The 21,878-nt window shown below is 66.4% G+C and carries 18 protein-coding genes; 10 read left to right on the top strand and 8 right to left on the bottom strand.

Annotation, left to right across the window (positions count from 1 at the left end; all coding sequences use genetic code 11):
- Positions 1-57: 57 nt before the first annotated feature.
- The 5 genes from NOF55_RS04515 (at position 58) to dxs (ending at position 6,669) form a co-directional block, all read left to right on the top strand.
- Positions 58-1,017, top strand: a complete 960-nt coding sequence (locus NOF55_RS04515) for a TAXI family TRAP transporter solute-binding subunit (protein ID WP_306410108.1) — start codon at positions 58-60, stop codon at positions 1,015-1,017.
- A 147-nt stretch (positions 1,018-1,164) separates the two neighbouring features.
- Complete coding sequence (locus NOF55_RS04510) at positions 1,165-3,270, top strand: TRAP transporter permease (protein WP_306410107.1); 2,106 nt, start codon at positions 1,165-1,167, stop codon at positions 3,268-3,270.
- A complete protein-coding gene (locus NOF55_RS04505; protein ID WP_306410106.1) occupies positions 3,267-3,635 on the top strand; it encodes a DUF1850 domain-containing protein in 369 nt (122 codons plus the stop codon). Before NOF55_RS04510 ends, NOF55_RS04505 begins: the two co-directional genes overlap by 4 nt.
- 75 nt (positions 3,636-3,710) lie before the next feature.
- Positions 3,711-4,634, top strand: coding sequence for a pirin family protein (locus tag NOF55_RS04500; protein WP_306410105.1), 924 nt, complete (start codon positions 3,711-3,713; stop codon positions 4,632-4,634).
- A 100-nt stretch (positions 4,635-4,734) separates the two neighbouring features.
- On the top strand, positions 4,735-6,669 hold the full coding sequence (gene dxs, locus NOF55_RS04495) for a 1-deoxy-D-xylulose-5-phosphate synthase (RefSeq protein ID WP_306410104.1): 1,935 nt from the start codon (positions 4,735-4,737) through the stop codon (positions 6,667-6,669).
- Positions 6,670-6,703: 34 nt separating this feature from the next.
- On the opposite strand, the gene NOF55_RS04490 is transcribed toward dxs, so the two are convergent.
- Together NOF55_RS04490 and NOF55_RS04485 are read right to left on the bottom strand one after the other, a co-directional pair.
- Positions 6,704-7,603 carry a GGDEF domain-containing protein gene (locus NOF55_RS04490; RefSeq protein WP_306410103.1) on the bottom strand — a complete coding sequence of 300 codons (900 nt, stop codon included), beginning with the start codon at positions 7,601-7,603 and terminating at the stop codon, positions 6,704-6,706.
- 111 nt (positions 7,604-7,714) lie between these two features.
- Positions 7,715-9,760, bottom strand: coding sequence for a methyl-accepting chemotaxis protein (locus tag NOF55_RS04485; protein WP_306410102.1), 2,046 nt, complete (start codon positions 9,758-9,760; stop codon positions 7,715-7,717).
- Positions 9,761-10,059: 299 nt separating this feature from the next.
- Between NOF55_RS04485 and NOF55_RS04480 the strand changes: the two genes are divergently transcribed.
- Together NOF55_RS04480 and NOF55_RS04475 are read left to right on the top strand one after the other, a co-directional pair.
- The gene (locus NOF55_RS04480) at positions 10,060-10,812 is read left to right on the top strand and encodes a TlyA family RNA methyltransferase (RefSeq protein ID WP_306410101.1); all 753 of its coding nucleotides are present in this window, start codon (positions 10,060-10,062) and stop codon (positions 10,810-10,812) included.
- Positions 10,809-12,059 (top strand): class I SAM-dependent RNA methyltransferase, encoded by a 1,251-nt coding sequence (locus NOF55_RS04475; RefSeq protein ID WP_306410100.1) that lies wholly within the window; start codon positions 10,809-10,811, stop codon positions 12,057-12,059. Before NOF55_RS04480 ends, NOF55_RS04475 begins: the two co-directional genes overlap by 4 nt.
- A gap of 33 nt (positions 12,060-12,092) precedes the next feature.
- On the opposite strand, the gene NOF55_RS04470 is transcribed toward NOF55_RS04475, so the two are convergent.
- Together NOF55_RS04470 and NOF55_RS04465 are read right to left on the bottom strand one after the other, a co-directional pair.
- Positions 12,093-12,851: a crotonase/enoyl-CoA hydratase family protein gene (locus tag NOF55_RS04470; protein WP_306410099.1), complete on the bottom strand. Its 759-nt coding sequence runs from the start codon at positions 12,849-12,851 to the stop codon at positions 12,093-12,095.
- 216 nt (positions 12,852-13,067) lie between these two features.
- Positions 13,068-13,571, bottom strand: coding sequence for a BA14K family protein (locus NOF55_RS04465; RefSeq protein ID WP_306410098.1), 504 nt, complete (start codon positions 13,569-13,571; stop codon positions 13,068-13,070).
- A 229-nt stretch (positions 13,572-13,800) separates the two neighbouring features.
- On the opposite strand from NOF55_RS04465, the gene NOF55_RS04460 reads away from it, so the two are divergent.
- Genes NOF55_RS04460 through NOF55_RS04450 form a run of 3 tightly spaced genes read left to right on the top strand, consistent with a single transcriptional unit; the run spans position 13,801 to position 16,597 of the window.
- Positions 13,801-14,796 carry an L-threonylcarbamoyladenylate synthase gene (locus NOF55_RS04460; RefSeq protein WP_306410097.1) on the top strand — a complete coding sequence of 332 codons (996 nt, stop codon included), beginning with the start codon at positions 13,801-13,803 and terminating at the stop codon, positions 14,794-14,796.
- On the top strand, positions 14,793-16,235 hold the full coding sequence (locus NOF55_RS04455) for an FAD-binding oxidoreductase (protein WP_306410096.1): 1,443 nt from the start codon (positions 14,793-14,795) through the stop codon (positions 16,233-16,235). Before NOF55_RS04460 ends, NOF55_RS04455 begins: the two co-directional genes overlap by 4 nt.
- Positions 16,232-16,597: a winged helix-turn-helix domain-containing protein gene (locus tag NOF55_RS04450; RefSeq protein ID WP_306410095.1), complete on the top strand. Its 366-nt coding sequence runs from the start codon at positions 16,232-16,234 to the stop codon at positions 16,595-16,597. The genes NOF55_RS04455 and NOF55_RS04450 overlap by 4 nt, the downstream gene beginning before the upstream one ends.
- Here NOF55_RS04450 and modC read toward each other — a convergent pair.
- The 4 genes from modC to NOF55_RS04430 all read right to left on the bottom strand — a co-directional run bounded on the left by modC (position 16,504) and on the right by NOF55_RS04430 (position 21,819).
- A complete protein-coding gene (modC, locus tag NOF55_RS04445) occupies positions 16,504-17,673 on the bottom strand; it encodes a molybdenum ABC transporter ATP-binding protein (RefSeq protein WP_306410094.1) in 1,170 nt (389 codons plus the stop codon). The two genes, NOF55_RS04450 and modC, sit on opposite strands and share 94 nt — an antisense overlap.
- Positions 17,670-18,359 (bottom strand): molybdate ABC transporter permease subunit, encoded by a 690-nt coding sequence (gene modB / locus NOF55_RS04440; RefSeq protein ID WP_306410093.1) that lies wholly within the window; start codon positions 18,357-18,359, stop codon positions 17,670-17,672. Before modB ends, modC begins: the two co-directional genes overlap by 4 nt.
- A 6-nt stretch (positions 18,360-18,365) precedes the next feature.
- Complete coding sequence (gene modA, locus NOF55_RS04435) at positions 18,366-19,151, bottom strand: molybdate ABC transporter substrate-binding protein (RefSeq protein ID WP_306410092.1); 786 nt, start codon at positions 19,149-19,151, stop codon at positions 18,366-18,368.
- Positions 19,152-19,287: 136 nt separating this feature from the next.
- On the bottom strand, positions 19,288-21,819 hold the full coding sequence (locus NOF55_RS04430) for a DUF1217 domain-containing protein (protein WP_306410091.1): 2,532 nt from the start codon (positions 21,817-21,819) through the stop codon (positions 19,288-19,290).
- Positions 21,820-21,878 lie beyond the last annotated feature (59 nt).

The following is a 21,878-nucleotide window of genomic DNA, read 5'->3' as shown; positions in this document are numbered from 1 at the left end:
CTCCTCCCATCCGGTCAAATCGTCGCAGCCGAAGGATTTGTTTTGGGAGGAGCAATCATGACGCATATCACAACCCGTATTGCATGCGCAGGCATCGTGGCTCTTTCGAGCCTCGCAACCGTTGCGACCGCGCGCGCGGACGAATTCATCAACGTTCTGACCGGCGGCACCTCGGGGGTCTATTATCCGCTCGGCGTCGCGCTTTCGGAAATCTACAGCGAGAAGATCCCGGGGGTGCGCACCCAGGTCCAGGCCACCAAGGCGTCGGTCGAAAATCTCAACCTGTTGCAGCGCGGGCGCGGCGAGCTCGGTTTCTCGCTGGGTGACAGCGTTCAGGAGGCCTGGGAAGGCAACACCGAAGCGGGCTTTCCCGGCAAGCTCGACAAGCTGCGCGGCATCGCCGGCATCTATTCCAACTATATCCAGATCGTCGCCTCGAAGGATTCAGGCGTGACGACGCTGGCCGACCTCAAGGGCAAGAGCCTTTCGGTGGGGGCGCCTGCCTCCGGCACGGAACTCAACGCCCGCGCGATCTTCAGGGCCGCCGGTCTTGCCTACGGCGATCTCGGCAAGCTCGAATACCTGCCCTTCGCCGAATCGGTGGAGCTGATCAAGAACCGCCAGCTCGACGCCACGCTGCAATCGGCGGGCCTCGGCGTCGCCTCGATCCGCGACCTTGCGACCTCTCTGCCGATCAACGTCGTGGCGGTGCCCGCCGCCGATGTGGAGAAGATCGGCGCGCCCTATGTCGCCGCCATCATTCCCGCCGGGACCTATGACGGCCAGACGGAGGATGTGGAAACGGCAACGGTCGGCAACTTCCTCATCACCCACGAGGGCGTTTCGGACGAAACCGCCTATCAGATGACGAAGCTGCTGTTCGAGAATGTCGACCGGCTGGCGGCCTCGCATGCCGCCGCGACGGCCATCGACGTGACGAAGGCGATCGAGGGCATGCCTGTGCCGCTGCATCCCGGCGCGGAGCGCTATTACCGGGAGATCGGCGTCCTCAAGTAAGGGGCGCCGTCCCGTTTCCCGACAGTGCCCCGGCCCTTTCGGATGCGGGGGCGCTGCGCGCGCGGCCAGGGAGGAGGGCCGCGCGCACCGCCTGCCGCCCGGACCGGGCGGTGGCCATGCCCATTCGACGTCGCCGGAGGAACGACATTGAGCATCAGCGCCCAACCTGCCCCGAATGCCCCACCGCGCAGCGCGGAGGAGGCCATCGAAGGCCTGCCGTCCGGTTTCGGCGAGGGCCTTGCCGGCAAGACCGTCTTCACCATCGCCATCGTCTTCTCGCTGTTCCAGATATGGGCGGCGGCCTATGGCAGCCTGCCGAGCCAGGTGGTGCGCGCCATGCATGTCGGCTTCCTGCTGCTGCTCGGCTTCACCCTGCTCGGCAATCTGGTGGCCAAAAGCACCGCCGGCAAGGTCTGGTTCTGGACGCTCGGGCTGCTCGGCTTTTCGACCGGCCTCTACAACTGGATCTTCTATGTCGACCTGATCCAGCGCTCGGGCTTCCACACCGACCTCGACCTGGTGGTGGCAAGCCTCATGGTCGTGCTGGTGTTCGAGGGCGCGCGCCGCCTCATGGGCCTGCCGCTCACCATCATCTCCGGCATATTCCTCGCCTACTGCTTCTTCGGGCAATACCTGCCCGCGCCGTTCCAGCATCGCGGCTATGATTTCGAGCTGATCGTCGAGCATTTCGGCTTCGGCACCGAAGGCATCTACGGCACGCCGATCTACGTCTCCTCGGCCTATATCTTCATCTTCGTCGTCTTCGCCGCCTTCCTCGAACGGGCCGGGATGCTGAACCTGTTCAACGACCTGGCGCTCGGGCTTGTCGGCTCCTGGCGCGGCGGGCCGGCGCAGGTCTGCGTCATGTCCTCGGCGCTGATGGGCACCGTGTCCGGCTCGGGCGTGGCCAATGTCGTCGCCTCCGGCCAGTTCACCATTCCGCTGATGAAGCGGTTCGGCTTCTCCTCGGCCTTTTCGGGCGGCGTGGAGGCGACCTCCTCGATGGGCGGGCAGATCATGCCGCCGGTGATGGGCGCGGTCGCCTTCATCATGGCCGAAACGCTGAACGTGCCCTATGCGGATGTCGTCAAGGCGGCGCTGATCCCGGCCGTCCTCTATTTCGGCGTCTGTTTCTGGATGGTCTATCTGGAGGCCGGCAAGGCGAAGCTGTCCGGCATGGACCGGGCCATCCTGCCGAACCCGTGGAAAGCGCTGAGGAAGGACTGGGCGCTCATGCTGCCGCTCGGGGCGCTGGTCTACCTGCTGTTTGCCGGTTACACGCCGATCTTCGCCGGCACGATGGGGCTGGCGCTGGTGGTGGTGCTGATCCTCGGCACGCCGCTGGCCGCCCGCATCGGCCCGTTCGCCTTCCGCATCGTCTTCTGGGTGGCGCTCGGCGTCGCGGCCTCGGCCTTCCTGAAATTCGGCGTGAACATCCTGTTCCTCGTCATCGCCGCGCTGGTCGCCGCCTGCTTCTTCGTGCAGGGCGGGCGCGAAACGCTGATCATCTGCCGCGATTCGCTTGCCGAAGGCGCCAAGAACGCCCTGCCGGTGGGCATCGCCTGCGCCATCGTCGGCATCGTCATCGGCACGCTGACGCTGACCGGCATCGCCTCCACCTTCATCGGCGCGATCATCCGGATCGGCGAGAACAACCTGTTCCTCTCGCTGGTGCTGACGATGATCACCTGCCTCGTGCTCGGCATGGGCATTCCCACCATTCCGAACTACATCATCACCTCGTCGCTGGCCGGCCCCGCCCTGCTGGCGCTCGACGTGCCGCTGATCGTCAGCCACATGTTCGTCTTCTATTTCGGCATCATGGCGGACCTGACGCCGCCCGTGGCGCTCGCCTGCTTCGCCGCCGCGCCGATGGCCAAGACATCGGGGCTGCGCATCTCGCTACAGGCGACCAAGCTCGCCACCGCCGGTTTCGTCGTGCCCTTCATGGCCGTCTACACGCCCTCGCTCATGCTTCAGGACGCCGGGCCGATGGCGGAAGCCTGGGGCTATCCGGTGGAAGTGGCCTATGTCTTCACCAAGGCGTGCCTGGCCATCGGCCTGTGGGGCATGGCGGTCGTCGGCTTCCTCATCCGCCCGGCGGCACTATGGGAACGGGGGCTGGCGCTGGCGGCCGGCGTGCTTCTCGTGCTTTCCCTGCCGCTGACCGACGAAATCGGCTTCGCGCTCGCCGCCCTCATCATCGCCCAGCACTGGTGGCGAGCGAGAAGCGCCGTTTCCCCGGCGACATGAGCGCGCTCTGCATCCTTGCCGGGGGAAAGACCGTGACGCTCGCCGTCAGCCTCTTCTCCCTCGGCTGGACGCATTCGGTGCAGAAAACCGGATGGCGCGAAGAATGGCGGATCACGCCCGCCGGGCTGGTGCTCGAAACCGCGATGATCAGGGGTTCGGGCGCCGGCATGGAGCCGGGCGAAGGCGCGGTGGCGCGGGACGGATGGCTCGTCTGGCATCCGCGGACGAAGCCCCTGCCCTCCCTCGCGCTGGCCGCTTCGGGCGCCACCGGCGGCGGCTGGCAGCTCTGCCACGACGGTGGCTGCCTCCAACTGGGAAGCCGCGCCGGCGAAGACACAGTGTTGAGCGTCTGCGACGACGATTGAACCGCGGCGGGCTGGTGCAGGCCGGGAGGACACCTATATGATGTCTGGAGGAACCCCAGCGAGGAGCGAGAACCGATGTCCTTCTTTCCCGGAGACGATCCCGTTGCGGGCGACGCCTTTTCCTGCTCGGCCATCGAGAGCCTGATCATTCCGCGCACCAGCGATCTCGGCAATTTCGAGGTGCGCCGCGCGCTTCCCTCGCGCCGGCGGCGGCTCGTCGGCCCGTTCATCTTCTTCGACCGCATGGGCCCGGCGCTGCTGAGGGCCGATCAGGCGCTCGACGTGCAACCGCATCCGCATATCGGCCTTTCGACCGTCACCTATCTGTTCGACGGCCAGATCAAGCACCGCGACAGCCTCGGCACCGAACTCGTCATCAAGCCCGGCGACATCAACCTGATGACCGCCGGCAAGGGCATCGTGCATTCCGAACGCACGCCGGAAAAGCTGCGCGGCCATCCGCATTCCATCTCCGGCCTGCAAACCTGGCTGGCCCTGCCCGACAGGCTGGAGGAGATGGACCCGGAATTCACCCATACCGAAGCCGCCTCCATGCCGGAATTTTCCGCCGAAGGGGCGCGCGGTCGCGTCGTGATCGGTTCGTTCGAGGGACTGGCATCGCCGGTCCGGGCCTTTTCCGACACGCTCTATGTCGACCTGACGCTTGAGGCCGGCGCGCGTTTTCCCTTCCCCGCCAAGCAGGAGGAGCGGGCGCTCTACATCCTTTCCGGCAGCCTCGGCGTCGCGGGCGACCGTTTCGCCGCCGATCAGCTGCTCGTGTTCCGCCCCGGCGACGCGATCACGCTGGAAGGCGGGCCGGAGGGATGTCACATCATGCTGTTCGGCGGTGCCGCGCTGAATTCGCCGCGCCACATCTGGTGGAACTTCGTTTCCTCCTCGCGGGAGCGCATCGAAAAGGCCAAGGAAGAGTGGCGCACGGGGCGTTTTGACATCGTTCCGGGCGACGAAGACGAGTTTGTCCCCTTGCCGCAGGGCTGATTTGCGCTAGAACGGTTCGGACGAGCGTATTCCGCCCATCGCCCAACTCCGATGAAACGAGCGGAACCGCCCGGACTGGACCCAGTAAAGAGAACCGCCAGTGACGCAATCCACATCCACCCCCGCCCCGCAGACGCCGCTTCTCGATCAGGTCCACTATCCGTCGGACCTGAAGACGATCGACGACCGCGACCTGCCGCAACTCGCCCGCGAACTGCGCGATGAGATGATCGACTCCGTGTCCCGCACCGGCGGCCATCTCGGCGCGGGCCTCGGCGTGGTGGAACTGACGATCGCCATCCACAAGGTGTTCGACACGCCGGACGACCGGCTGATCTTCGATGTCGGCCACCAGTGCTATCCGCACAAGATCCTGACCGGACGGCGCGAGCGCATGCGCACGCTGCGGCAGGAAGGCGGCCTTTCCGGCTTCACCCGCAGGGCAGAGAGCGAATACGACAATTTCGGCGCTGGCCATTCCTCGACCTCGATTTCCGCCGGCCTCGGCATGGCGGTCGCTGCCGATCTCGACCGCTCGGACCGCAAGGTCATCGCCATCATCGGCGACGGCGCCATGTCGGCCGGCATGGCCTTCGAGGCGCTGAACAATGCCGGGGCGCTGGATGCCCGCCTGATCGTCATCCTCAACGACAACGACATGTCGATCGCCCCGCCGACCGGGGCGATGAGCGCCTATCTGGCCCGGCTCGCCTCCGGCCGCACCTACATGGGCATCCGCGACCTGGGGCGGAAGCTGACGGCCTATCTCGGCAAGACCATCGACCGGGCGATCACCCGCGCCGTCGGCCATGCACGCGGCTATGTGACGGGCGGAACGCTGTTCGAGGAACTGGGCTTCTACCATATCGGCCCGATCGACGGCCATTCCTTCGACCATCTGCTTCCGGTGCTGCGCAACGTGCGCGACAACGCCCGGGGCCCGGTGCTGATCCATGTGGTGACGCAGAAGGGCAAGGGCTATGCCCCGGCCGAGGAGGCCGCCGACAAGTATCACGGCGTCAACAAGTTCGACGTCATCACCGGCGCGCAGGCCAAGGCCAAGCCGAACGCGCCGAGCTACACCTCCGTCTTCGCCGATGCGCTGGTGGAGGAAGCCCGCCAGGACGACAAGATCGTCGGCATCACCGCCGCCATGCCGTCCGGCACCGGCCTCGACAAGCTCGCCGAGGTTTTCCCGGAGCGCTGCTTCGATGTCGGCATCGCCGAGCAGCATGCCGTGACCTTCGCCGCCGGCCTCGCGACCGAGGGCTTCAAGCCGTTCTGCGCGCTCTATTCGACCTTCCTCCAGCGCGCCTACGATCAGGTCGTCCACGACGTGGCGCTGCAAAAGCTGCCCGTGCGCTTCCCCATCGACCGCGCCGGCTTCGTCGGGGCCGACGGGCCGACGCATGCCGGCTCGTTCGACACCGCCTTCCTCGCCACGCTGCCGGGCATGGTGGTGATGGCCGCCGCCGACGAGGCCGAGTTGAAGCACATGGTGCGCACCGCCGCCGCTTACGACGACGGCCCGATCGCCTTCCGCTACCCGCGCGGCGAGGGCGTCGGCATCGACATGCCCGCGCGCGGCGAGGTCCTCGCCATCGGCAAGGGCCGCGTCGTCAAGCAGGGGTCGAAGGTGGCGCTGCTGTCGTTCGGAACCCGGCTGGCCGAATGCCTGCACGCTGCCGAGGACCTCGACGCCGCCGGCCTTTCGACGACTGTCGCCGATGCGCGCTTCGCCAAGCCGCTCGACACCGATCTCATCCGCCAGCTTGCCCGACATCACGAAATCATCGTGACCGTGGAGGAAGGCGCCGCCGGCGGCTTCGCCTCGCAGGTGCTGCATTTCATGACCGGCGAGGGCCTGCTCGACAGCGGATTGAAGGTGCGCTGTCTGACGATGCCCGACGAATGGGTGGAGCAGGCGAAGCCGGAATCCATGTATGCCAATGCCGGGCTCGACCGCACCGGCATCGTCAAGACGGTGTTCGCCGCGCTCGACCACAAGGCGATCAGCTTCGGCACCGCCGGCTGAGGGGGCATGGCGCCTCCCTCACCCGGGGAACCGTTCAGGACATGAACGGCGCGATCCGCACGTCGATACTCTTCCCGCTCGACTTTGCCAGATACATCAGCGAATCCGCGTGGTTGAGAAAGGAATCGGCCGTGGCGACGGCATCGGCGACCGACACGCCGACGGCGGCGCCGACCGGCAGGGCGACGCCATCGAGATCGACATTGCCGACGATGCCCTGCGCCAGCTCGTAAAAGCGGCTCGCGACCGGCTTTCTGTCGCGCGGGACCGTCAGGATCGCCGCGAACTCGTCGCCGCCGAGCCGTGCCACGAAGTCCCTGGCGTTCATGGCGGCCCGCAGGCGTTTGGCGACAATGCGCAGCAATTCGTCCCCGACCGCGTGTCCGTAGATATCGTTGACGCCCTTGAAGCCGTTGAGGTCGATATAGACCAGAACGAGGCTCTGCTGCGGCGTCTGGCGGTCGAGCGCCTTCGCCAGCGCGTCGTCGAAGGCGCGGCGATTGGGCAGGCCCGTCAGGGAATCCGTGAAGGCAGCCTCGATGATCGAATGCTCGAAAGCCTTTCGGGCGGAATTGTCGAGGATGAACTCGATGTCGAAGCTCTCGCCATGAATGCGGCGCCTCTGCGCGCTGATCAGTGTTGGAATGAGCCGATTGCCGGAATCGATCATCTCGACCTCGGCCAGGTCGTAAAAGCCCTGCGTTTCCAGAAGATGCATGCGTTGCAGCCGGGCCGGATCGTCTAGGCCGTAGGGAAGGTCGATGGACAGCGACTGGCCCTCCAGTTGCGGCCAGCTCCGCCCGACCAGCGAAAGATAGGCCTGGTTCACCTTCACATAGCGGGAATTATGCTCGATCGTCGAAATGGAAAAGGGAACGGGGGAGAAATCGAAGAGGTCGGCCAGCGCCTCCCTGAGAACCTTTTCGGACAACATTCCCATCCCCTTTCGTGTTCGCCGGATCGTCCACCCGTCCTTTCCGAACGCAAAACCGCTTCACATTTTTGCTCGAAACGCTCCGGCAGGCAACCGTCGCGACAGGGCGGTTCAGAACTCCGTCCAGTCCGGATCGCTCCTGCCGCCCTCTTCCTGCCGGGCGCCGAACGCACCGGCAAGCTTCTGGCCGAGCGCATGGGCCGGCGAGGGAACCGGGCGGGCCGTCTCGGGCGCGGCCTGCGGCGTCGTGATCTTGCGGACCGGCTGGCGCGCGACCGGCTGGGCCGCCGGACGCGATGCGGCGGCACCGGATGCCCCGGCGGGCGAAAAACCCTGCGCGCGCGGCTGCGGAGCGCCGGCGACGGCGGCTTCCCCGTCGATCCTGAACTGCGCGAGCAAGTCGTTCAGCGACTGCGCCTCGCCGGCCAGCGTATGGCTTGCCGCCGTCTGCTGCTCCACCATCGCGGCGTTCTTCTGCGTGCCCTGATCCATCGTGTTGACGGCGGCATTGATTTCCTGAAGGCCCGTCGCCTGTTCCCGCGCAGCGATCACGATGGTCGACACATGGGCGTCGATCTCCTCGACCTCGACGATGATCGCCTCCAGTGCCTTGCCGGTCTCGTCGACGAGGTTGACGCCGTTGAGCACCTGCTGGCTCGACGCGTTGATCAGGGTCTTGATCTCCTTGGCCGCATTGGCCGAGCGCTGGGCGAGTTCGCGCACCTCCTGCGCCACGACGGCGAAGCCCTTGCCGGCATCGCCGGCACGGGCCGCCTCGACCCCGGCATTGAGCGCCAGAAGATTGGTCTGGAAGGCGATCTCGTCGATGACGCCGATGATGCTGCCGATCGCCGCCGACGACTTCTCGATCTCCCGCATGGCCGAGACGGCGCGGCGCATGACATCGCCGGACTTCTCCGCCTCGCCCTTCGCCTTGGCGACGAGCTGGCCGGCCTGTTCGGCACCCTTGGCCGAATCGCGCACGGTGGTCGTGACCTGCTCCAGCGCCGCCGCCGTCTCCTCCACGGAGGCCGCCTGCTGCTCGGTGCGGTGGGCGAGGTCGTCCGTTGCCGAGAGGATTTCGGAGGCGCCGGCCCGCAGGGTGGCGGCGGTCGTGCCGACCGCCCTCAACGTCGCCTGCAATTTCTCCAGCGCATTGTTGAAGTCGACGCGCAGCTCGTCCAGATGCGGCGCGAAATCCCTGTCGAGGCGATAGGAGACATCGCCGTCCGACAGCGCCCGCAGACCGTCGGCCAGCTGCTCGACGGCGAAACGGGTCTGGCCGTCGCGCTCGGCGCGGTCCGCATCGTTGCGGCGGCGCTCTTCCTCGCTCTCGGTACGCATGCGCTCGGTCTCGCCCGAAAGACGCTCCTTGTCGATGGCGGCCTGCTTGAAGACCAGAACGGCCCGCGCCATGCGGCCCACCTCGTCGCCGCGGTCGACGGCAGGCACCTCGATGTCGTGGTCGCCCTCGGCCAGCCGGCTCATGGCCGCCGTCATGCCCACGACCGGCGTGACGATGGAGCGCGACAGGAGCCAGACGAGCAGGAGGGCGACGACGCCCGCCAGCGTGCCGCCGAGCCCGAGCGCGATGTAGATGCCGGTCTGGCGCACGTTCTGCTCGGCCATCAGCAGTTCCCGGCGCCCGCCGACATCCTCCCGGAAGCCGGTGAAGGCCTGGCGGAAGGCGTCGAGATGATTACGCGCGGCACTCCCGCCGATCTCGACGATTTCCGATACCGGCATGCCGGTATCCTTGCGGGCCGCAAGCTGCGGCACGGCCAGTTGCGTGTGGAAGGCGTCGGCGGCCTGGCGCATGGCCGACAGCCCGGCCAGCGCCTGCGCGTCTCCGTCGGCCAGCCGGGCGGCGTCGTCCAGCGCCGCCAGCATCCTGTCGCGGCTGGCGAAAACGTCGTTGTAGGCACCCTCGCTGCGCAGCAACAGGTAGCCGCGCTGGTTGACGGCCTGTTCCAGCATCGCAGCCTGCGCATCGTCGGCCTTCAGCATCACCTCGCTGAAGCGGTCGACCTCGTCGGATGCCATGTTGTTCTGCATGGAACTCCAGAAGACCCAGGCCGACGCGAAGGCGCACACGCTCATGATGGCCATGAACGTCAGAACCAGTTTCAGGTTGAGCGAGAGATTCTTCAGGGACATCGGACTTAATTCCAGAACTATGGCCGGCGAGGCGCCGCCGGAACCGGCGTTGCCGCCGCATGCTTGCGTTGACACGAAGTGGGAGATGGCCGCCCTCATGGCGGCGCTGCCGTAATGTCCGGCAGTAAACTCGCTGCCAAGTGTCCGGCGCTTGTATTGAAATCATGTTAACCCGCTTCCCCAAGAAAGTGCCCTCCCCGCGCGGCGTTCCGCCGCATGGCGGATTTTCGCGGCGCGCCGGGCGGTTTTGCACAACAATTTTCTTGCGCGCGCCGCAAAGGCCGGTCATTGACGGTCGCATGGGACAGAAAACCGAAGATTTGCGGCTCGACCAGCTTCTGCTGGCACGCGGCCTTTTCGAAAGCCGCTCGCGGGCCCGCGACGCCGTGCAGCGCGGCACGGTGACGGTGAACGGCCGCACGGTGACGAAGCCCGCGGCGAACGTCGCGGCCGATGCGGATATCGCCATCGACGACCCGGCGCAGGCCTATGTGTCGCGCGCGGCGCTGAAGCTCGTGGCGGCGCTCGACACTTTCGCGCTGTCGCCGGCGGGCCTGTCCTGCCTCGACGTCGGCGCATCTACCGGCGGCTTCACGCAGGTGCTGCTCGAACGCGGCGCGGATCGCGTCACCGCCGTCGATGTCGGGCACGGCCAGATGCATCCGACGCTTGCCGCCCATCCGAAGGTCGCGAACATCGAGGGCCTGAACGCGCGCCACCTGACGGCCGGCGACATCGGTAACGTTGCGGTGGGCTTCATCGTCTCCGACGTTTCCTTCATCTCGCTGAAACTGGCGCTGGCGCCGGCGCTCACGCTCGCGCGCCCCGGCGCGTCCTGCGTCCTGCTGGTCAAGCCGCAGTTCGAGGCGGGGCGGGAGGCGATCAGCAAGGCGGGACTTCTGAAGGAGCCGGAAACGGCGCCCGCCGTCGCCGCCGGGCTGGAAGACTGGCTGGTGCTCGACATGGGCTGGACGAGCCTCGGACTGATCCCCTCGCCCATCGAGGGCGGCGACGGCAACCGCGAGTTCCTGCTCGCCGGGAGAAAAGCATGAGCACGGAAACGGTCACGATCGCCAGCCTCGGGGCCGAAGGCGACGGCATCGCCCACACCGCCAGCGGCACGGTCTATGTGCCCTTCGCCCTGCCCGGCGAGGTCGCGGCCATCGCGCGGGTCAGGAACCACGGCACGATCATGTCGCTTTCCGTTGCCTCTCCCGACCGGCGCGAACCGCCCTGTCGCCACTTCGGCCCCGATGCCGAGGGCGGGGCCTGCGGCGGCTGTTCGCTGCAACATTACGCCGACGCGCCCTACCGCGCCTTCAAGCGCGCGCTGGTGGCGGATGCGCTGAAGGCCAAAGGCCTCGACACCGAGGTCGGCGCGCTTATTCCCGCCCGGCCGGGCGAGCGGCGGCGCACCGTCTTCACCCTGCGCCGGACGGAAAAGGACATGCTGCTCGGCTTCAACCAGGCCGGCAGCCACCACATCATCGCGATTGCGGAATGTCCCATCGCCGCGCCGGGCATCGTGGCGCGGCTTGCCGATATCCGTGCCATCGCCGCCTCGCTGGCGACCGGTCCCGATCCATTCCGCGTCACCGTCCTGGAAACCTCGACCGGGCTCGACCTCGGCTTCGAAGGCATCCGCAAGGCCGGCGACAGGGAGCGCCGGGCCATGACCCAGACCGTTCTGAAACTCAGGGGCATCGCCCGCGTCTCGCTCGACGGCGAAATCCTGATCGAGCCGGTGAAGCCGCTCATCGATTTCGGCGGCATTCCCGTCGTGCCGCCGCCCGCCGGCTTCACGCAGGCCACCCGGCCGGCGGAAGACGCGATGGCCGAACTCGTGCTCGGGCATCTTTCGAAGGCAAAGAAGGTCGCCGACCTGTTTGCCGGCGCCGGCACGTTCGCGCTGCGGCTGGCGCGCCGGACGAGAGTCCACGCCGTCGAGGGCGACGGCAAGGCGCTGGCGGCACTGGACCATGCGGCACGCAACACGCAGGGGCTGAAGCCGGTGACGGTGGAGAAGCGCGATCTTTTCCGCCGGCCGCTGATGACCAGCGAACTCAAGGCCTATGACGGCCTCGTCTTCGATCCGCCCCGCGCCGGAGCGGAAGCGCAGGTGAAAGAGCTGGTGCGCTCGGGCATTTCGCGGGTCGCGGCCGTTTCCTGCAATCCGCTGACGCTTGCCCGCGACCTGAAACTTCTCACGGACGGCGGCTATCGCATTAACAGCGTCACGCCCATCGACCAATTCCTCTGGTCGACGCATGTGGAAACGGTGGCGCTGCTTTCGAAATGAACCGGCGGGGGACCGTCCCCTGCCGCCGCTCCGTCACCGGTTGAGGAAGGCTTCGAAGGCGCGGCGGGCTTCCGCGCTCCTGAGGCGGGCGGCGAAAGAGACCAGTTCCTCGTTCATCCGTTCCATCAGCGGGCCGCGATCACCACGCAGCAGTTGCCGGGAGATGGCGAGCGCCTCCGGCGGCAGGCTGGCGAGGCGCGCGGCGAGGCGCAGGGTTTCCGGCGCCACCTCGTCCGGTTCGACGACGCGGTAGACCAGCCCGGCATCCTTCGCCTCGACGCCGGAAAAGCCTTCGCCGGCGACAAGCAGGGCGAAGGCGCGCTGGTAGCCCATGACGCGCGGCGCGATCAGGCTCGATCCCGCCTCGGGAACCAGGCCGAGATCGACGAAGGGCGCCTTGAACAGGCTGCGCGGCGAAGCGACGGTCAGGTCGCAATGCATGTTGATCGTCGTGCCGATGCCGATGGCGAGGCCGTCGACGCCGGAGACGATGGGCTTGGCGCTATCGGCCAGTTCCTGGAGGAAGTCGAAGGCGACGGGACGGGCCAGCGAACCGCCCATCGCATAGGCGAGAAAATCCTTCATGTCGTTGCCGGCGGTAAAACAGCCGTCGGTGCCGAGAAAGGCGATGGCGCGGACGGCGGAATCCGTGTTCGCCGTCGTCAGCGCCTCCGCCATGCGGGCATACATGGCCTCGGTGATCGCGTTCTTCTTCTCCGGCCTGTTGAAGCGGATGATCTGCACACCCGGATAGGTTTCCACCCGTTCCAGGAGAATGTGGTGTTCGGACATCGATATCTCTCCTCCGGCGCGTTTCGCGATCCCAGCCTCCGTCGAGCATCGCAAGAACTTCCTGCCAATCCCTGAAACGCTTTGCAAAGCTTTTAGCGAAACGTTTCCGTTTTCTGTTAAGAGGATTTTACGTAAACGTCAAATAAAGAGTGTGCCGGACATGCAAACGCCCGGCACGAAGGCCGGGCGTCGAAGGATGGAAAACCGTTCCCGCGCTCAGAAATAGGGCGAATAGCACTGCTGGCGCGGCCCGTTATAGGGCTGGAACGTGTTGTCGTAGGACCGGTACGAGCGGTAGCGCGACGAACACCAGTCGTAATGCCGCGGGTTGATGCCCGAGGACGGAGCCGCACGCGGAACCGTCGGCTGGGAAGCCGCGCCGCCGATGATGGCGCCGGCCGCGAAGGCCGCAAGCGGGAACCAGTAGCCGTTGTGATAACGGTAGCCCGGACGCGCCTGGCGATAGCCGCGGTGGCCGTTATGCCAACCCTGGCGCGGCGGCGGCGCGCGATTGAAGTTGCGCGGCGGCCCCCGACGGTCGTCGTAGCGCGGCGGCGGCCTGTGGCGGTAGTCCCTCCGGTCCCACTGGGCGAGTTCAATATTGGCATCGACCGCAGCCGGGGCCCTGACCAGCGGCATGGCCTGGACCGGCAGAAGCGTGCCGACAACCATGATCGCCGAAAGACCGGCCGAGAGAAGCGTCTTGGTAAGCCTGCTCATCTTTTGCATCCCTCCAGTTATCGGTCGGCGCCTGCCGACCTCTTGATGTATCCGTTCTAGCCTGCGCCGCCTGAACCGCGCATTAACGGAACCTCCCACCCCCACGATGCCGCGGGGGAACAGAGCGCTCAACGAAAAAGTGCTTTTGCGCGTCGCCTGCACGGCTAAAACGATTGATTGCCCGTATCGTTCCGCGCTAAGGACTCGGGCCTTCGGAAGGCGGAACGGAATGGCGAAAACGCTTCAGATCGAAGGGCAGGAGGAAGCCTCGCTCGCGCAGGCGGTTGCCGTGCTCGCACGCGGCCTGCCGGTCGCGATCCCCACCGAGACCGTCTACGGGCTCGCCGCCGACGCCACCGATTCCGGCGCCGTGCGCACCATCTACGCCGTCAAGGGCCGGCCGAGCGTCAACCCGCTGATCTGCCACATGTCCGATCTCGTCATGGCCGAGCGTCATGCCGATTTCGACCCCTTGTCGCGGCGGCTGGCGGAAGCCTTCTGGCCCGGCCCGCTCACCCTCGTCCTGCCGCTCAGGGCCGGCAGCCCGATCGCGCCGGAAGCCACCGCCGGCCTGCCGAGCGTCGGCATCCGCGTTCCACGCGGCTTTGCCGGCAGGCTGATCGCCGCCTATGGAAAGCCGCTCGCCGCGCCGAGCGCCAATCCCTCCGGACGGATCAGCCCGACGACCGCCGCCCATGTCGAGGCGGGACTGGGCGAGCGGATCGAACTCATTCTCGACGGCGGCCCGGCCCGGGTCGGGGTCGAATCCACCATCGTCAAGGTGGAGGGCGACGGCACGCTGAGGCTCCTGCGGCCCGGCGGGCTTTCCGTCGACGACATCGAGCGCGTCGCGGGCGTGCCGGTCAGCCGCGGCCAGGCCGCGTCGGCGGCCATCGAGGCGCCGGGCATGCTGGCCTCGCATTACGCGCCGCGCGCCGCCGTGCGCATCGGCGCCACCGAGGTGCGCCCCGGCGAGGCGTTCCTGAAATTCGGCTCCGCTGCCGTTCCGGGCGAGGACGCGGCCGTCGCCGTCTTCGCGCTCAGCGCCGCGGGCGATCCGGCGGAGGCCGCCTCCCGCCTGTTCGAACTGATGAAGCGGGCCGACGAGACCGGCGCCACCTCCATCGCCGTTTCCCCCATTCCCCCGACCGGCCTTGGCGAGGCCGTCAACGACCGGCTGGCCCGCGCCGCCGCCCCGAGACCGGAAAAAGACGAAGCATCATGACCGACGCCGCTCCCTCCAGCGCCCTTCTCGACCGTTTCGCCGCCATCGTCGGCAGCGCCTATGCGATCCGCGAACCGGCGGCGCAGGAACCCTATCTGCGCGAGCCGCGCGCCTTCTACCCGGCCGCCTCGCCCCTCGTCCTGCGCCCCGGCTCGGTGCAGGAGGTCGCGGCGATCCTGAAACTTGCCAGCGAAACCGGCACGGCCATCGTGCCGCAGAGCGGCAATACCGGCCTCGTCGGCGGGCAGATCCCGCGCCGGGACAAGCCGGACGTGGTGCTTTCGATCGAGCGTATGAACCGCATCCGCGATGTCGACCCGGTGGCCAACGTGCTGGTCTGCGACGCCGGCGTCATCCTGGCCGATGTTCAGAAGGCGGCGGAAGGCGTCAACCGACTGTTTCCGCTGTCGCTCGGCGCGGAAGGATCCTGCCGCATCGGCGGCAACCTTGCGACCAATGCGGGAGGAACCGGCGTTCTCGCCTATGGCAACACCCGCAACCTCTGCCTCGGCCTTGAGGTGGTGCTGCCGACCGGCGAGATCTGGGACGGGCTGCGCCGGCTGAAGAAGGACAATACCGGCTACGACCTGCGCGACCTCTTCATCGGCTCGGAAGGCACGCTCGGCGTCATCACCGGGGCGGTGCTGAAGCTCTTCCCCCGCCCCGTCGGCCATCAGGTGGCCTTTGCCGGGCTGAATACGCCGGAAGACGCGCTGGCCCTGTTCGATCTCGCCTCCGGCCTGTGCCACACGGCGCTGACCGGCTTCGAGATCATCGCCCGCATCGGTCTCGAATTCACCGTCAGGCACATCGAGGGCGTGCGCGACCCGCTGCCCGATGGCGTGCATCCCTGGTACGCGCTGATCGACATCTCCACCGCCGATTCCGAGGAAACGGCCGCCGCGATGATGACCAGCGTTCTCGAACAGGCCTTCGAGCGCGGCATCATCAACGACGCCGTGATCGCCTCCTCCGTCGCCCAGCAGGATGCGTTGTGGCACCTGCGCGAGAGCATGTCGGAATCGCAGCGCCCCGAAGGCGGCTCGATCAAGCACGACGTTTCCGTGCCCGTTTCGCGGATACCCGCCTTCATCGCCGAGGCGGGCGACGCTGTCATGGAGGCGATCCCCGGCGCGCGCATCTGCGCCTTCGGCCACATGGGCGACGGCAATATCCACTACAACGTCTCGCAACCCATCGGCGCCGACAAGCAGGCCTTCCTCGCCCGCTGGCACGAGATCAACCGCATCGTCCACGCCATCGTCATCCGGCATGGCGGCTCCATTTCCGCCGAACACGGCATCGGCCAGATCAAGCGCGACGAACTGGCGGAGGTGCGCGGCGATGGCATCGAGATGCAGCTCATGCGCCGCATCAAGTCCGCCTTCGATCCGGCGGGCATCATGAACCCGGACAAGGTGCTCAAGGCGCAATCATGAACGAAGGGGTTGCGAGAACGTCGCTGCGCATCGATTTTCCGAACGGTTTCCGTCTCGGGCCGGGCAAGGCCGATCTTCTCGAACTCGTGGAGCGGCACGGCTCGATCAGCGCGGCCGGGGCGGCGATGGACATGTCCTATCGCCGCGCCTGGATGCTGGTCGATGAGATCAACCGCATGTTCCGCGAGCCTTCGGTGGTGACGCGACACGGCGGCAAGGCCGGCGGCGGCGCGGAACTGACCCCGTTCGGTCAGGAACTTCTCGCCCGCTACCGCCGCATGGAGCAGGCGACGCGCAGCACCATCGAAAGCGACCTAGACTGTCTCGCTTCGGCGCTGGCCGCTTCGGAAAGGTCCGGCTGACCCGTCTGCCGGAACAGGCTTTCGGGCTCCATGCGCACCGCCTTGAACAGTGCGTTGAGCGCCACGCCCGGCGCGATCCCCAGCCGCTCGGCCGAGCGGCGGGTGACTTCGGCAAGCACGGTCTCGCCGCCGCAATCCAGTTCCACGGTGACGGACGCCGCCCCTTCCTTGACGCCGGCAACGGTTCCGGAAAGACGGTTGAGGGCGGAGATTTCCTGCGGCAGCCCGACGGACAGCATCACCTCCGACGCCGGCACGAAGACGCGCACCGCCTTTCCGACGGAAACCGGCGCGGCAAGCAGATAGAGCGGCCCGGCGGCGGAGCGGGCCAGCATCAGCCCCTCCCCGTCCATGATCTCGGCGATCGTCGCGTCAAGGAAGGCGCCGGCACGCTTTCCCGGGATCGCGCTGGCGAGCGCCGCTTCCGGGCCGCCGGTTGCGACGACGCGACCCGCCTCCATCGCCACGACCCGCGTCGCGAGCCGCGCCACCTCTTCCATCGAGTGGCTGATATAGAGGATGGGAATGCCTTCGGCATCGCGGATGCGTTCGATATCGGGCAGGATTTCCGCCTTGAGCGCGGCGTCGAGGGCCGATAGCGGCTCGTCCATCAGCAGAAGGTCGGGCGCCGACAGAAGCGCGCGGCCAAGCGCGACGCGCTGCTTCTCGCCGCCGGAGAGGCCGGACGGACGGCGATCCAGCAGATGGTCGATCCGCAGCAGGCCGGCGACGCGCGCCATGCGCGCCGGGCGTTCGGCCTTGGGAACGCGGCCCATGCCATAGGCCAGATTGGCACGCACGCTGATATGCGGAAAGAGCCGCGCCTCCTGAAAGACATAGCCGATCCGGCGCCGGTGCGGCGGCACGAAGATGCCCTTGCGCGTGTCGTTCCACACCGTGCCGCCGAAGACGATGCGGCCTTCCTGGAGCGGCACGAGGCCGGCGATCAGGTTGATGAGCGTCGTCTTGCCGGAACCGGACGGCCCGGACAGCGCCGTGAGGCCGTCCGCGCCGGAAAAAGCGGCCCGGAGCGTGAAATCGCCCTGCTTCTGGGTGATGTCGACCTGCAACGTCATGCGCCGACCCTCCGCGCGATCCGCCGCGACAGGAATTCGGAGCCGATCAGGGCGGCAAGCGATATGACGATCGAGATCGCCGTCAGCCGCGCCGCGCCCGCATCGCCGCCGGGAACCTGGGTGTAGGTGTAGATGGCTGCGGCGAGCGTCTGGGTTTCACCCGGAATGTTCGAGACGAAGGTGATCGTGGCGCCGAATTCGCCGAGCGCCTTGGCGAAGCCGAGAATGGCGCCTGCGACGATGCCGGGCAGGATGAGCGGCAGCGTGACCGTGAAAAAGACCTTCACGGGGCTGGCGCCGAGCGTCGCGGCCGCCGCCTCCAGCTTGCGGTCCACCGCATCCAGCGAAAGCCGGATGGAGCGCACCATGAGCGGAAAGCCCATGACGGCGGCGGCAAGGGCCGCCCCCGTCCACCGGAAGGAGAAGACCAGCCCGAACCACTGGTCGAGAAACGCGCCGAAGAAGCCGCGCCGCCCGAAGGCGATCAGCAACAGATAGCCCGTGACGACCGGCGGCAGGATGAGTGGCAGATGCACGAGCCCGTTGAGGATGCCCATGCCCGGCAGCCGGCTGCGTGACAGGAGCACAGCCACGGCCACGCCGACGGGCAGGGAAAAGGCGACGGCAACCACCGCCACCTTCAGGCTGAGCGCGACGGCGACCCATTCGGCATCGGACAGGTCCATTCCGGCTTACTGCGCCAGAACGGTGAAACCGGCGGCTTCGAAGGCCTCTTTCGCCTTGTCCGTCTTCAGCGCGTCGAGGAACGCGGTGGCGACCGGGGAGCTGGCATCCTTGAGAACGGCGGCGGGATAGATGATCGGCGCGTGCGTATCCTCGGGGAAACGGTCGACGATCTTCACCTGCGGATCGACCTTGGCATCGGTTTCGTAGACGATGCCGAGCGGCGCTTCGCCGCGGGCGACGAGCAGCAGCGCGGCGCGGACGTTCTCGGCCTGCGCAACCTTGGGTGCGACGGCATCCCAGACGCCGAGCTTCTCCAGCGCGGCCTTGCCGTACTTGCCGGCGGGAACGCTGTCCGTGTTGGCCATCGCAAGCTTCTCGTCGCCGAGCGTGCCGGCCAGGTCGAAGCCGGGCGCGATCGTCAGCGCAGCGGTGGAATCGGCGGGTGCGACCAGCACGATGCGGTTGGCGAGCAGCGAGAAGCGCGTGCCCTCCTTCAGGAGATCCTGCTGCTCGACATTATCCATCCAGTCGAGGTCGGCGGAGATGAACACGTCGGCCGGCGCGCCCTCGCCAATCTGCTTGGCGAGCGCCGAACTGCCGGCGAAGGACAGGACGACATCGTTGCCGGTTTCCGCCTTCCAGTCGTCGGAAATGGCGGTGAGCACGTCCTTGAGGCTGGCGGCGGCGAACACCGTGACCTTTTCGGCGGCCTGGGCGGGGACAGTGGCGAACAGCGCCAGCAGCATGAGCATGAAGCCGCCAAGGCGGGCGGACACGGTGAAACGTTTCATGGCAATCTTCCTTTCGATATGTTTCACCGAATATATCGAAGGCCGAAATACGTCAACGCCTCGAATCCGCGAATATGAAAGAGGCCGGTGCATGCGAACCGGCCCGGAAAAAAGGCTGTGAAAAACCGGCGCGGCACTACGACGTCAGCAGGGTCAGTGCCGCGGAGGAAACGGTGTTATTGGCCGCATCGTAGAGGGCCGTGTAGCGCTGGACCAGCGTGCGCACGTAATCCGGATCGCCCAGCCGCTTCACGTCGACCATCCTCTCGACCATCTCCTTCTGGCGATCCACGTCCATGCTGGAGAAATAGTCGGACAGGCTGAAGGCCGTGGTGAAGAACTGCGTCAGCGCGGTGTCGGCGAGGAAGTTGTAGGCGGTGGTGATGTCCGGCGCCTTGCGCTGGAAATAGAGCGCCAGGCGCACGCCCTCGGAGGCATTGCCTTCGTTCTCCTCCAGCGTCTGGCGGACATAGAGGTTGATGGTCTCGATCACGTCTCCGCGCTGCTGCACGGTGCCGATGACGTCCTTGTCCTGAGTGAGATTGCCCTCGCTGTCGAAGTTGAACGAGGCGACCAGCTCCGCCAGTTCCCTGTTGTCCTGCTGGTTCACGAAACTCTTCGGATCGGACAGATCCGACAGGAACATCTTCTTCAGATCGGCGGTCGTGACCGACGTCGGGTCGATGCCGCGCGACTGGAGCATGACGTTCACGAGCCGCGAGTCGGCGAGAAGCTCGTCGACCGTCGTGATGCGCGCGACCTGCTCCTTGTAGTATCCGATCTCCGCATCGGCCTTCTCGGCGGCAGTCTCGGCTTCCTTGCCGGAGAGGAAGCGGACCATGCGGGACTTGTATTCCGAGGTGAGATCGTTGACGACCTGCTCCGACTGCGCCTGCTGCGGCACGTCGATATTGCCCTGGGTGTCGAAGTTGAACGCCTTGGCGAATTTCACCAGGTTCTCGTCCTTGAACGAATAGACGTAGCTCTTCGGATCGTCGAGGTCGCTGGTCAGGATGCGGCGAAGCTTGTGTTCGGAATATTTGGTCGAATCCACGCCGAATGCATCCAGCGCCATCTGCCAGAGTTCCGGCTGCTTGCTGTAGGTCGCATAGTCGCTGGACTGGACGGAATTGCTCTGCCAGTAGCTCGTGTTCGTGGTGAAAAGATCGTCGACCGACTGCACCGCGTCGATGCGCTTCTCGTAGTTCTCCATCGCGACGTCGATGTCGTCCTGGAAGGCCGTGAGATAGTTCGCCCTGTAGCGGGACGCACTATCCGCCAGCGGGTTGACCGTCACCTCGACGCCCCGCGCATTCGTGTAGGTGATCGTCTCGTTGCTCTGCGCGGTCATGCCGCTTTTCACGGTGCCGTCGGAATTGAAGTTGAACAGGCGCGGGAAATCCTGGAAGCCCTTGATCGCGGCGGCACTGCCGGAATTGTCCGGGTCGCTCAGCAGCATGCCGCGAAGGGTCGATGCGTCGGTGATGGCGCTGATGCCGTAGGCCGTCTTGATATATTCCACGACACGCGCGTCGTTGACCAGATCGTCGACGGTCGTGGCATTGGCGATGACCTGCTCGTAATGCGCCTTGTTGGCGGTAAAGAGCGTGTAGGACGGGCCGGTGGAGACGTTCTGAAGATAGGCCGTCGTCACCGCCTCCTTCTGTTCCGCCGTCTGCGCGGTGGCGCCCGCCAGCGAGCCGTCGGCGTTGAAGGAAAACTGCTCCTTCAGCGCCAGGAAGGAATCGATGACCCCGACGAGGCGCGTGTTCTCGCTGATCGCCGCGCTGTAGCGCGAGCGGATGGCGGCCAGTTCGGCGGTGTCCGTGGTGCCCACGGCACTTTGAAGGGTGCTGTCGTAACCGGCGATCGTCTGCTGGTTGGCGGCTCTGGTCGCCTCGAGCTGCTGGCGCTGTTCTGCCGTCAGCGTCGAGTCCGGATTGTTGAGCTGCGCGTCGATGTTCGCATTGGCGTTGACGAGGGTGTTGCGGCTGGAGATCACGCTGGTGATCTGCTGCATGTCGCTGTTGTCCTGAAGCAGCGTCGCGCGCTTCTGCACATATTCGACATTGGCATAGCTCGACGGATCGTCCATGTCGCTGGTCAGGAACTGCCTCAGCTTGTCCTGCGAGTAGTAATCCGAATAGACGCCGTTGGCCTTGAGCACGTAGCTCATCAGCCGGCTGTTGTTCACCAGACCGTCGACGCTGGTGATGGCGTCGATGGTTGTATCGTAATAGCTCGTCTCGGCGTTGATCCCGGCTTCCTGCGCACTGAACGACGCCTCGTAGGCCGCCAGCAGGTCGGCCTCCTGGGCGCCGGACTGGGCCGCCCTGGTGCCGCCGGTAAAATTGAAGGCGGCGGCGAATTCCTGGTAGCGCTTGTCGGTCAGCTTGTTGGCGAAGCTGTTGCTGTCCGTCAGGTCGCTTTCCAGCACCTTGCGGATGAACGCCTTGGCATAGGTCATGTCTTCCAGACCGTAAGCCTTCGTCGCATAGGAATAGAGGCGGTAGTCGGCCATGAACTCGTCGACGGAGGTCACGTTGCCGATATTGGCCTGATAATACTCCGTGTCGCGCTTGACCATCGCCTGCGATGCCACCCGGTTGAGCGACGTGTTCACGTCCTTCGAAACGATGAGGTAGCTGGTATAGGTCGACAGGGCCACGCAACAATTCCTTTGATGGAAAAGGCCGAGGTCATGGCCCGTATCGTAACGCAAACATC

It is taken from the genome of Ectorhizobium quercum (assembly GCF_026552795.1).
GTDB classification, from domain to species: domain Bacteria; phylum Pseudomonadota; class Alphaproteobacteria; order Rhizobiales; family Rhizobiaceae; genus Ectorhizobium; species Ectorhizobium quercum.
This window is presented reverse-complemented; position numbering and strand designations above follow the sequence as displayed.

What these genes read in the sequence shown, in the direction of transcription:
- NOF55_RS04515 (WP_306410108.1), top strand. Translation starts at nt 58, where the DNA reads ATGACGCATATCACAACCCGTATTGCATGCGCAGGCATCGTGGCTCTT.
- NOF55_RS04505 (WP_306410106.1), top strand. Translation starts at nt 3,267, where the DNA reads ATGAGCGCGCTCTGCATCCTTGCCGGGGGAAAGACCGTGACGCTCGCC.
- NOF55_RS04500 (WP_306410105.1), top strand. Translation starts at nt 3,711, where the DNA reads ATGTCCTTCTTTCCCGGAGACGATCCCGTTGCGGGCGACGCCTTTTCC.
- NOF55_RS04490 (WP_306410103.1), bottom strand. Translation starts at nt 7,603, where the DNA reads ATGTTGTCCGAAAAGGTTCTCAGGGAGGCGCTGGCCGACCTCTTCGAT.
- NOF55_RS04485 (WP_306410102.1), bottom strand. Translation starts at nt 9,760, where the DNA reads ATGTCCCTGAAGAATCTCTCGCTCAACCTGAAACTGGTTCTGACGTTC.
- NOF55_RS04480 (WP_306410101.1), top strand. Translation starts at nt 10,060, where the DNA reads ATGGGACAGAAAACCGAAGATTTGCGGCTCGACCAGCTTCTGCTGGCA.
- NOF55_RS04475 (WP_306410100.1), top strand. Translation starts at nt 10,809, where the DNA reads ATGAGCACGGAAACGGTCACGATCGCCAGCCTCGGGGCCGAAGGCGAC.
- NOF55_RS04470 (WP_306410099.1), bottom strand. Translation starts at nt 12,851, where the DNA reads ATGTCCGAACACCACATTCTCCTGGAACGGGTGGAAACCTATCCGGGT.
- NOF55_RS04465 (WP_306410098.1), bottom strand. Translation starts at nt 13,571, where the DNA reads ATGAGCAGGCTTACCAAGACGCTTCTCTCGGCCGGTCTTTCGGCGATC.
- NOF55_RS04460 (WP_306410097.1), top strand. Translation starts at nt 13,801, where the DNA reads ATGGCGAAAACGCTTCAGATCGAAGGGCAGGAGGAAGCCTCGCTCGCG.
- NOF55_RS04455 (WP_306410096.1), top strand. Translation starts at nt 14,793, where the DNA reads ATGACCGACGCCGCTCCCTCCAGCGCCCTTCTCGACCGTTTCGCCGCC.
- NOF55_RS04450 (WP_306410095.1), top strand. Translation starts at nt 16,232, where the DNA reads ATGAACGAAGGGGTTGCGAGAACGTCGCTGCGCATCGATTTTCCGAAC.
- modC (WP_306410094.1), bottom strand. Translation starts at nt 17,673, where the DNA reads ATGACGTTGCAGGTCGACATCACCCAGAAGCAGGGCGATTTCACGCTC.
- modB (WP_306410093.1), bottom strand. Translation starts at nt 18,359, where the DNA reads ATGGACCTGTCCGATGCCGAATGGGTCGCCGTCGCGCTCAGCCTGAAG.
- modA (WP_306410092.1), bottom strand. Translation starts at nt 19,151, where the DNA reads ATGAAACGTTTCACCGTGTCCGCCCGCCTTGGCGGCTTCATGCTCATG.